This is a genomic window from Acidovorax sp. (assembly GCF_027492855.1).
In the GTDB taxonomy this organism is placed as follows: Bacteria; Pseudomonadota; Gammaproteobacteria; order Burkholderiales; family Burkholderiaceae_C; genus Acidovorax.
In genome coordinates, this window is sequence record NZ_JAPUDY010000075.1 from 1 (window position 1) to 10,268 (window position 10,268).

The following is a 10,268-nucleotide window of genomic DNA, read 5'->3' on the forward strand; positions in this document are numbered from 1 at the left end:
TAGCCATGGGCCGCCTCGTGCACGGTGATGGCAAACAGCACCGGCAGGGCGTAGATCAGAACGGTTTGGATGAGATTGGAGGTGTCCACCCCCCGGATTGTCTCAGACGGCCCGCTGCCCCTGAGACAAAAGGATTACAGCCCCAGCTATAGCCCCAGCGCCTGCAGGCTGCCCAGCCCTTCGCGCACCACGGCAGGCTCTCCGCCCGCGCCCATGGGGGTGAGGTCCACCACCGTGGTGGGCTCCAGGGGGCAGGCACCGGCATCCACCACGCCGTCGATCAGCTTTTCGTAGCGTTCGCGGATCTCTTCTGGGTCGTTCAGCGGCTCGGTCTCACCCGCCGGAATCAGCGTGGTGGCCAGCAGCGGCGCGCCGTGCAGCTCCAGCAGCATCTGCAGGCCCTTGCGGTCGGGCACGCGCAGGCCAATGGTCTTGCGCGAAGGGTGGCTTACGCGGCGCGGCACTTCCTTGGTGGCTTCGAGGATGAAGGTGTAAGGGCCCGGCGTGGCCAGCTTGAGCAGGCGGTACTGGCGGTTGTCTACGCGTGCGTAGTTGGCCAGCTCTGAAAGATCACGGCACAGCAGCGTGAGGTGGTGCTTGTCGTCCACCTGGCGAATGCGACGCAGGCGGTCCACCGCGTCCTTGTCGTCCAGGTGGCAGACCAGCGCGTAGCTGGAGTCGGTGGGCACGGCCAGGATGCCGCCCTTTTGCAGCAGCGTGGCAGCCTGCTTGAGCAGCCGGGGCTGTGGGTTGTCGGGGTGGATTTCGAAATACTGGGCCATGGGCTTCTTGGGGGCGTCTCTTCTCTTTCAGGCGGCGGGCTGCTGGATGCGGTCGGCCAGCAGCTCCCACACGGGGGTGAGCTGGCCCGGCAGCGGGGGCAGCGTGCCCAGGTCGGTGTGGGATTCGTCCGGGCTGTGGAAATCGCTGCCGCGCGAGGCGGCCAGGTCGAACTCCTGGGCCATGGCGGCGTAGGTCACGTATTCGGCGGGGCTGTGGCTGCCGGTCACCACCTCCACGCCGCGCCCGCCGTGTTGCTTGAACTCGGAAAACAGCGCGAATTCTTCATTGGCGCTGAACTTGTAGCGCGCCGGGTGGGCAATCACGGCCATGCCGCCCGCTTCGGTGATCCAGCGCACCGCATCGCCCAGCGCGGCCCAGCGGTGGGGCACGTAGCCGGGCTTGCCTTCGATGAGGTACTTGCGGAACACCTCGGAGGTGTCTTTGCACACGCCGGTTTCCACCAAAAAGCGCGCGAAATGTGTGCGCGAGATCAGGTCGGGGTTGCCCACGAACTGCAGCGCCCCCTCATAGGCGCCTGGGATGCCCACCTGGGCCAGCTGCGCGGCCATGTCCTGGGCACGTTCTGCCCGCCCACCGCGCGTGGCAGCCAGGCCGCGTGCCAACTGGGCGTTGTCGGGGTCGAACCCCAAGCCCACGATGTGGACGGTGGTATTGGCAAAGGTGACCGAAATCTCGGTGCCGGTGAGGTAGGCCATGCCCTGTGCATGGGCAGCGGCGGCGGCGCGGTGCTGGCCGCCCACCTCGTCATGGTCCGTCAACGCCCACAACTCGACCCCGTTGGCTTTGGCCCGTGCGGCCAGTGCTTCGGGTGTCAGGGTTCCGTCGGAGACGACGGAATGGCAGTGCAGGTCGGCGTTGAGTAGGTGTGTCACCGGTTCATTTTAGGACTTGTACCGATTGCGCGCTCTGCTGTGCCTCTCGCCGCAGAAGCTGTCAGGGGCTCTCACGCGCTTTGCGGGTATGTCTCGATGGAGAACCTGTGCGGCAGCGGGCGGGGCGGGCGTAGGCCATTGCTTCGCTGCATTTGAATGTTTCTGACTTCCTGTATGTGGGTTGTGAAGGCATGAAGGCATCGCAACAAGGTCAAGAAGAAGGCACCAAGCAATTCGACAATATCCGCGTCTCGCACAAGCTGTGGGGCGCATTTCTGCCGCCGGGCGCTGGCGTGGGGACACCGAGACCGCCGTCAACATGGGCGTCGCTGCCGTCGTCGTCTTCTACGCCGCCCGCGTCGGCATCCCAGTCCAGGGCGATACCCAATGATGGGGATTGGGAAAGTGTCTAAGAGTAAGAGTCACTCGGCACATGTGAAAAATGTCGCGTAAGCGACTCGGTGTCGTATTGCAACCCTTCTAAGGTCTGCGGCGAGTTCGCACATAACTGTGAACACGCCCGGCACGCGCCGGACGCATTGGTGAACTCTGCCCCCGCGCAGCGCGCCCGTGCAATCAATCGAGGGTTTTCCATGTCCATCTATATGTCCGCCCGGCAGCGTGCTGTGCGCCTGATTTTCATCGCCTTCGTCGCTGCGCTGGTCGCCTGTGGCGGCGGTGGTGCCAATACTGATCTATCCAGCACTGGCCCTGAGGCCATCACGCCGGACACACCGGCACCCGTTGCACGTCCTACCCCTGCGCCGACGAGTCCGACGCCTGCCCCTGCACCGACGAGCCCGGCGCCTGCCCCTGCGCCGACGAGCCCGGCGCCTGCCCCTGCGCCGACGAGTCCGACGCCTGCCCCTGCACCGACGAGCCCGGCGCCTACCCCTGCACCGACGGCACCGATCCCGATCTCACGCGGAGCACCCGACTGGAGCAACTATGAGCCCCCGAAGAACTGGGACTACCAGGCTGTCTACCCCAGCCGATCGGCCTGCGCCCCCGGCGAAGGGCTGATCTTTGACGTCGGCCCTGGCAAGACCTACGCTGCCCCGAAGAACGTGCCCTGGCTAACCCTGCTGCCCTGCGACATCGTCAACATCCACTACCGGGCTGCGCCATACACGGACATCATTTTCTTGGCCTCGCGTGGTCGCCACAACAAATGGATCACCATCCAGGGCGTGGCCGGTCCCAACGGCGAATTGCCTGTGCTCGACGGCACCAACGCCGTAATGCCCAAGGACACTGGCGCTAACCGCTTTACGGACGCTGCAGGCATGATCGTGATCAAGACGCCAGACGTTTCCGCAGCACCACGATCAAGCCACTACAAACCTGGCTACTTGCACATCACGGGCCTGAAGATCAGTAACGTCCGACCTCCCCAGCGCGTTGTAAAACTGTCTGGCAATTCGGACACTTGGGCTTTGTTCTCCGCCGGTATCTACATTGACGGCGCGGAGCAGGTGGCGGTCACCTACTGTGACCTCGGCGACAACGGCATGGGCATCTTTGCCAACTCTGGGGGAGGCGAATGGCTCCAGACCCGCAACCTGCTGATTGCTCGCAACCACTTCCACGGCAACGGCAACAAGGGCAGCTTCAGCGAGCACAACGCCTACACCGAAGGCATCGGCACCATCTACGAGTACAACTACTTCGCGCCGCCCGTCCGGGGCAGCAATGGCGACAACATCAAGGAGCGCTCGGCTGGCGTCATTGTTCGCTACAACTACATCGAAGGTGGCGCTGACCTGGTCGCCCTGCGCGACCCGGAATCCAATGTTGACTACGAAAGTGTCCAAGTCGATGCCTTTGGCGAGAAACTGGTGGCCAACGCCTTCGTCTACGGCAACATCCTGGTCGCCCGCGAGTACCTTCAGGCCATTGTTGGCCACGGTGACGGCGATATGGGCACGAAAAAGCAACCTCGCGAAGGAAACCTGTTCTTCTACAACAACCGCGTTGCCTCGTTTGTGGACAACGAGGGTTTCTGGCGCAACAACAACTACTTCCCGCAGCAGGCTGTCCCGCTGATCGGCTTGCTCAACACCCGCGCGCAGACCACTGTGGTGGCCCGCAACAACCTACTGTACGCGGCGTCGGCCACCCCTGGCAGGCCCCCGGCTCCGATCGGCCTGTTCTATTACCAGGGCCGCGCCGACTACGAGGCGAACTGGACCAACGGCTTTGCGCTGACAGTCGATCCCTATGGCGGCACCAACTTGGCGAGGGGCGTGAAATGGAACGGTATCAACGTCCGGACCAATACACTGATGGACGGTAGCGCCGCCACCGGTCTGACCCGGAACTCGTTGGACCCAGGGTTCGTTGATGCGGCCCGAGGCAACTTCCTGACCACGGCGGCTTCGCCCTATGCGACGCTGAGCGGCACGCTCCCGGCGGCAGTCATCCAACGCGGCCTGGTGCCCTCGGCCCAGCCGGTGGTGGCTCCGCCGGTCAAGTAGCCAAGGTCACAACTGCGCCCCCTCCACCAGAAACTGCACCTTCCGCTCGCCTTTCCACTCGTTCACATCAAGCCGGAAGGCCAGCAGCACGCGTGCGGGCAACTGCTCGGTGTGGCCGAACCAGATCGCGTCGATGGGGCTGCCCTGGTGCATGAGCTTGAGCGACAGGTGGTTCTTGGCCTCGCCCACCAGGCGCTGGCTGAGCACCTGCACCTCTTCGCTGAAGGTGGGCGGCGCAAAGCCCTGGCCCCATACCTCGTGGTGCAGGGTGTCCACGATGTCGGCGCGGCAGTATTCGGGGGCCAGCGGTCCATCTGTCTCGATGCGGCGGGTGAGGGTGGAGGCGTCGAGCCACTCTTGCGCCACCTGGGCCAGGGCTTGCTCGAACACGTCAAACGCTTCTTCGGCCACGGTGCAGCCCGCCGCCATGGCGTGGCCGCCGAACTTCAGCAGCACGCCCGGATGGCGCTTGGCCACCAGGTCGAGCGCATCGCGCAGGTGAAAGCCGGGGATGGAGCGGCCCGAGCCCTTGAGCTCGTGCGCCTTGCCTGGCGCGCTGCTGGCGGCAAACACGAAGGTGGGGCGGTGCAGCCGGTCTTTGATGCGGCTGGCCACGATGCCCACCACGCCCTCGTGGAAGTCGGGGTCGAACACGCTGATGGCGGGTGGCGGCTCCTCGTCTTCCTGAAACAGGCTCTCGGCCATCAGCATGGCCTGCTCGCGCATGCCGCTCTCGATCTCGCGGCGCTCGCGGTTGATGCCGTCAAGGGCGCTCGCCAGCTCGGCGGCGCGGCCTGCGTCGTCGGTCAGCAGGCATTCGATACCTAGCGTCATGTCGGCCAATCGGCCCGCAGCATTGATGCGCGGGCCCAGGGCAAAACCAAAGTCGAACGTGGTGGCCACCGGCGCCTTGCGGCCCGCTGCAGTGAACAGCGCAGCCACCCCGGCGGGCATCTGGCCCGCACGGATGCGTTTGAGGCCCTGGGCCACCAGGCGGCGGTTGTTGGCGTCGAGCTTGACCACGTCGGCCACGGTGCCGAGCGCCACAAGCGTGAGCAGCGGATCGAGCTTGGGTTGGCTGGCCGCGTCAAAAACACCGCGTGCGCGCAGTTCGGCCCGCAGCGCCAGCAGCACGTAGAACATCACGCCCACCCCGGCCATGGATTTGCTCTCGAACGTGCAGCCGGGCTGGTTGGGGTTGACGATGGCATCGGCCATGGGCAGCGCGGGGCCGGGCAGGTGGTGGTCGGTGACGAGCACCGTGAGGCCCAGTGCCTTGGCTTCGGCCACGCCCTCCACGCTGGCGATGCCGTTGTCCACGGTGATGAGCACATCGGCGCCGCGCTCGGCCACGCGGCGGGCGATGGGGGGCGTGAGGCCGTAGCCGTCGGTCACACGGTCGGGCACCAGGTAATCCACATGCTGGGCACCCAGCAGGCGCAGGCCGCGCACGCCCACGGCGCAAGCGGTGGCGCCGTCGCAGTCGTAGTCGGCCACGATGACGAGGCGCTGGTTTTGCGCCATGGCGTCGGCCAGCAGGCGGGCCGCTGCGTCGATGCCTTTCAGGCCAGAGGGCGGAAGCAGCCGGGCCAGGCCGTCGTCCAGCTCGTCTTTGCCCCGCACGCCGCGTGCGGCGTACAGGCGCGCCAGCAGCGGGTGTACACCGGCCTGCTCTAGCGCCCAGGCGGCGCGGGGGGGTATGTCTCTTGCTATTATTTTCATAGCTTTTCAAGCACGCTGGATAAGCGCTGGGGCCTAAAAAATCTTTGAATTCTTGTGGCCAAACGGATGGGCGCGCTGTGCCAGGTGCGCGCGGCATGGTCGCTGCACAGCGTCAGGCGCAGAGGGGCACCTTCCTCGGCCTGGGCCAGCAACGCGGCCAGCGGGCCTGCGTCCAGCGCCTGCCAGGCCTGCGCCCACGCGGCGGGGCCACCCTGGCGCAGCGCGTGCAGCAGTTCAAGGTGCAGCGTGGGCAGGGGCGCAGCGGGCGCCCAGCCGGGCGGCAGGGCGCCCGCGCCATGCACCCAAAAGGCGTTGATCGGCGGCAGGCCCTGGGCGGTGCGTGCGTCGTTGAAGGGGTGGGTGTACAGCAGCATCTGTATCTCGCTGTGCAGGCGCTGCAGGGTGCGCGTGGCCTGCTGAGCAGGCGTGGGCGTGATGTGGGCGGGCACGGGCTGCATCCAGTGGCGCAGGTCGGCCCCCGCCACGCGGGCCAGCGATGGGCTGGCGTAATGCGCCAGCAGCGCGCCGTGGGCCAGCCAGCGGCCGGGCTGGTCGTAGTGCAGGGTAATGCCGTCTTCGGCAAACCAGGGCGCCACCACAGCCAGCAGCGCGCGAGAGCCTGCCTCGTCCAGGCCCAGGGCCTCGGGCTCCTGCAGGGTGATGTGGTCGGTGCCCACCTGCCAGTGGCAGGGCGTGACGTAGGCCCAGCCCGTGTTGTTGGCAGCGTGGTCTTGTGCCACGCGGTGCGCTGCGGCCCAGGGCAGCATGCCATCGGCGGCGGGCAGGCCCAGGGCTTGCGCCAAGGCCAGTTCGTGGGGCAGGTGGGGTGTGTCTTCGGTGGTGTGCAGTGCGGGCTGGGCCACGGGCGCCAGGCGCGCCAGCAGGCGGCCCAGGTGTGGCAGCCGCAACTGCGCCAGGGCTTGCGGGCACCCCGGCTCGGCGCTGGCGGCGGCGGGGATGATGCAATGGGGGGTGTGGGGCATGCCGGTATTCTCGGGGATGCCGCCATGCCCTCCGTCGCGCAAGGGCGCCCTACGCGCGTCGGCGGGCCGCCATGCCTCCTAGCCCCGCCAGCAGCAGGCCCATCAGCAGCAAGCCCCATTGCCCCAGGGTGGGGATGGCCGCAGCCGCTATGGGGCCGCTGGGGTCGTCGATGGTGCCGTTCACCGTCCAGTCGTCGCCGCCCAGCTGGCCGTCTTGCACCGTGAAGGTGACCGTGTTGCTCGCAACCACCAGGTTGCTGGGTGTGAAGTAGCTGCGGGTGCCAGCGCTGCTGCTGGCGTAGCCGTATTTGGTGTAGCCCACCACGGACTGGGGCCAGGTGATGCGCAGGGTGATGAGGGTGGCGTCGCAACCCTCCAGCCGGGCACGAAACAGCCCTTGGGGCAGGGCTTGGCCTGCGGGCGGCGTGACGGGGGCGGCGATGAAGGCGCTTTGGGCGGGGTTGAGCTGGCAGCCAGCGCCGCCGCCCGAGAACACATGCGCGTTGGCCTGGCCGCCCGCGCCGCTGGGGGGCTCCGTGGTGCCGGTGATGCCGCCTTGCAGGTCGTAGTGGTTGACGCTGACAGCGCCTGAGGGGCCCACGATCGCATAAACGGACCCATTGGCACTGACCGCCACACTTCGAGCGCCGCCGAGCCCGTTGGCCACATCGGGTAGCTGGGTATAGCCCCCCTGCCCATTGGGCTGGTGGCGGTGGGTAGCCCTGTTGGAATTCATGGCGTCTGCTGCGTACACCACCCCATCGGCATCCACGGCAATGCCCAGGGGGCTGGGCAATCCAGCGCCTTAACTCACGCTTCCTATGGCGCTGGCCCCATACCCCACCAGCGCGGGTCCAGCCAGCAACAGGGCCAGCAAGCCCCAGCACAGGTGGCGAAATCGGGTCTTCGTCAAATGGCAAAACTGCAGAGCATGGGTCATGGCCGGATGGGATGGTGTGAAGAAACCCTCAAGCCTATGCAATTGCCGCGCATTTGTATGTCCCCAAAACTGATGACAAGGCGGCCTGTGCGCGGCGCGGCGGTTGCGGTCTGGGGGATGGTGAAAAAGTGCATCCAGCGCTTTATTAGCATCAAAGTTTGCTATTAAAAATGTAGCATTTTAGGTCTAAGGGGCATCTCCCGCCGAAGCCGCAGCAGGAGTGCGGGCCTGCAGCCCTTGTGCGTATGGGGTGCCCCACCCACAGTAGGGAAGGTGGTCTGCCACAATCGGCCCGCTCGGTCCCGCCATGTGGTGCGGGCCGGTCTTTTTGTCACCATCCATGCAAATCCCCTACGAACTGGCCCTGGGCTGGCGCTACACGCGCGCTGGCCGCGCCACGCGGCGCAACGGCTTTATCTCGTTCATTTCGGGCGTGTCCATGCTGGGCATTGCGCTCGGGGTGGCGGCGCTCATCATCGTGCTGAGCGTGATGAACGGCTTTCAGAAGGAAGTGCGCGACCGCATGCTCAGCGTGGTCTCGCACATCGAAATATTCGCGCCCCAGGGCGCCGCGTTGCCCGACCCCGCGCGCACGCTGGCCGAGGCCAAGCAAAACCCCAACGTGGTGGGTGCGGCCCCCTTCGTGGCCGCCCAGGCCCTGCTGGCGCGCGGTGAGGACATGAAGGGCACGCTGGTGCGTGGCATCGACCCGGCGCTGGAAGGCGCGGTAACCGACTTAGCCGCCACCAACGAAGAGGTGCTGCACAAATTGGTGCCTGGCGAATTCCGTGTGGTGCTGGGCGGCGAACTGGCCCGCGCCCTGGGCGTGCGTGCGGGTGATGTGGTCACGCTGATTGCCCCCGCAGGCCAGGTCACCCCGGCGGGTGTGGTGCCGCGCCTCAAGCAGATGACAGTGGCGGGCACGTTTGACTCGGGCCACTACGAATATGACTCGGCCCTGGTGCTGCTGCACCATGAGGACGCGCAGCGCATCTTCCGCCTGGAAGGCCCCACGGGCGTGCGCCTGAAACTCAAGGATCTGCACCAGGCGCGTGAGGTGGCGCAGCAACTGGCGCAGTCCTTAAGCGGCATGCTGCTGATCCGCGACTGGACGCAGCAAAACCGCACCTGGTTTGCCGCCGTGCAGCTCGAAAAACGCATGATGTTCATCATCCTCACGCTCATCGTGGCAGTGGCGGCGTTCAACCTGGTCTCCACCCTGGTGATGACGGTGACCGACAAACGCGCCGACATCGCCATCCTGCGCACGCTGGGCGCCAGCCCCAAAAGCATCATGGGCATCTTCGTCGTGCAGGGCGCCATGGTGGGCGTGATCGGCACGGCCGTGGGGCTGTTGCTGGGCCTGGGGATCGCGTTCAACATCGACGTGATCGTCCCGGCCATCGAGCGGGCGCTTCATGCCAACTTTTTGCCCAAGGACATCTACCTCATCAGCAAGATGCCCAGCGAGCCGCAAAGCAGCGACATCGTGCCCATTGGCCTTATCTCCCTGGTGCTGGCCTTCGTGGCCACGCTGTACCCCAGCTGGCGCGCCAGCCGTGTGAACCCCGCCGAGGCGCTGCGTTATGAGTGATAACAACAACATCGTGGTGCTGGAAGCCAGGGGCCTGACCAAGCGCTTTACCGAAGGTCGGCTGGATGTGACCGTGCTCAAAGGTGTGGATCTTCAAATCCATGCCGGTGAAACGCTGGCCATCGTTGGCGCCTCGGGCTCGGGCAAGAGCACCATGCTGCACCTGCTGGGCGGGCTGGATGCGCCCACCGCGGGCTCGGTGCGGCTCAAAGGCGCGGAGCTTTCCACCCTGTCGCCACAGCAGCAAGGCCAGTTGCGCAACCAGTACCTGGGCTTTATCTACCAGTTCCACCACCTGCTGCCCGAGTTCAGCGCGCTGGACAACGTGGCCATGCCGCTGCGCATCCGCCGCATGCCGCTGGCGCAGTGCCACGCTGAGGCCGAGCGGGTGCTCACCTCCGTCGGTTTGAAAGAGCGCCTGATGCACCGGCCGGCCGAGTTGTCGGGCGGCGAGCGCCAACGCGTGGCCATTGCCCGTGCGCTGGTCACCCGGCCCGCCTGTGTGCTGGCCGATGAGCCCACTGGCAACCTGGACCGGAGCACGGCGGACGGGGTGTTCGATTTGATGCTGCAGTTGGCGCGGAGCCAGGGGACAGCGTTTGTGATGGTGACGCACGATGAGTCGTTGGCGGCACGGTGTGATCGGGTGGTGCGGTTGGTGTCTGGGGTTTTGGGGTGATTTTGTCTCTGGCGCTTTTCTGTCAAGCGCTATTTGCTATTATTTTCATAGCAATCTCTCTTCTCCTTACCGTTCGGGCTGAGCTTGTCGGAGCCTGGGCTTGTTGGCTGGTTTGGGCTGTGTGCCTGGGTTCAGGGCGGAGGCCGGGTTATCGCCCCGGCGGGCGACTCACTTTTCTTTGCTTCGCCAAAGAAAAG

At 65.9% G+C, this 10,268-nt stretch carries 8 protein-coding genes and 1 pseudogene; 3 read left to right on the top strand and 6 right to left on the bottom strand.

The features are described 5' to 3' along the window. The 3 genes and pseudogenes from Q0105_RS14985 to Q0105_RS14995 all read right to left on the bottom strand — a co-directional run. Window positions 1–89 (bottom strand): annotated as a pseudogene (locus Q0105_RS14985) (site-2 protease family protein); the annotation flags it as partial. A gap of 57 nt (window positions 90–146) precedes the next feature. Continuing rightward, window positions 147–782 carry an L-threonylcarbamoyladenylate synthase gene (locus tag Q0105_RS14990; protein ID WP_298212932.1) on the bottom strand — a complete coding sequence of 212 codons (636 nt, stop codon included), beginning with the start codon at window positions 780–782 and terminating at the stop codon, window positions 147–149. Window positions 783–809: 27 nt separating this feature from the next. Beyond that, window positions 810–1,676: a 3',5'-nucleoside bisphosphate phosphatase gene (locus Q0105_RS14995; RefSeq protein WP_298212933.1), complete on the bottom strand. Its 867-nt coding sequence runs from the start codon at window positions 1,674–1,676 to the stop codon at window positions 810–812. Window positions 1,677–2,269: 593 nt separating this feature from the next. Here Q0105_RS14995 and Q0105_RS15000 point away from each other — a divergent pair. Further along, window positions 2,270–4,153: a hypothetical protein gene (locus Q0105_RS15000; RefSeq protein ID WP_298212934.1), complete on the top strand. Its 1,884-nt coding sequence runs from the start codon at window positions 2,270–2,272 to the stop codon at window positions 4,151–4,153. Window positions 4,154–4,159: 6 nt separating this feature from the next. Here Q0105_RS15000 and recJ read toward each other — a convergent pair whose 3' ends face one another. Genes recJ through Q0105_RS15015 form a run of 3 tightly spaced genes read right to left on the bottom strand, consistent with a single transcriptional unit; the run spans window position 4,160 to window position 7,654 of the window. Next, window positions 4,160–5,875 carry a single-stranded-DNA-specific exonuclease RecJ gene (gene recJ / locus Q0105_RS15005; protein WP_298212935.1) on the bottom strand — a complete coding sequence of 572 codons (1,716 nt, stop codon included), beginning with the start codon at window positions 5,873–5,875 and terminating at the stop codon, window positions 4,160–4,162. Then, a complete protein-coding gene (locus tag Q0105_RS15010) occupies window positions 5,872–6,858 on the bottom strand; it encodes a phosphoglycerate mutase (protein ID WP_298212936.1) in 987 nt (328 codons plus the stop codon). Before Q0105_RS15010 ends, recJ begins: the two co-directional genes overlap by 4 nt. A gap of 49 nt (window positions 6,859–6,907) precedes the next feature. Further along, window positions 6,908–7,654 (bottom strand): IPTL-CTERM sorting domain-containing protein, encoded by a 747-nt coding sequence (locus Q0105_RS15015; RefSeq protein ID WP_298212937.1) that lies wholly within the window; start codon window positions 7,652–7,654, stop codon window positions 6,908–6,910. Window positions 7,655–8,138: 484 nt separating this feature from the next. Here Q0105_RS15015 and Q0105_RS15020 point away from each other — a divergent pair, with 484 nt between their 5' ends. Both Q0105_RS15020 and lolD read left to right on the top strand, forming a co-directional pair. Next, window positions 8,139–9,392, top strand: coding sequence for a lipoprotein-releasing ABC transporter permease subunit (locus Q0105_RS15020; RefSeq protein ID WP_298212938.1), 1,254 nt, complete (start codon window positions 8,139–8,141; stop codon window positions 9,390–9,392). Then, window positions 9,385–10,071, top strand: coding sequence for a lipoprotein-releasing ABC transporter ATP-binding protein LolD (gene lolD, locus Q0105_RS15025; protein ID WP_298212939.1), 687 nt, complete (start codon window positions 9,385–9,387; stop codon window positions 10,069–10,071). The genes Q0105_RS15020 and lolD overlap by 8 nt, the downstream gene beginning before the upstream one ends. Window positions 10,072–10,268 lie beyond the last annotated feature (197 nt).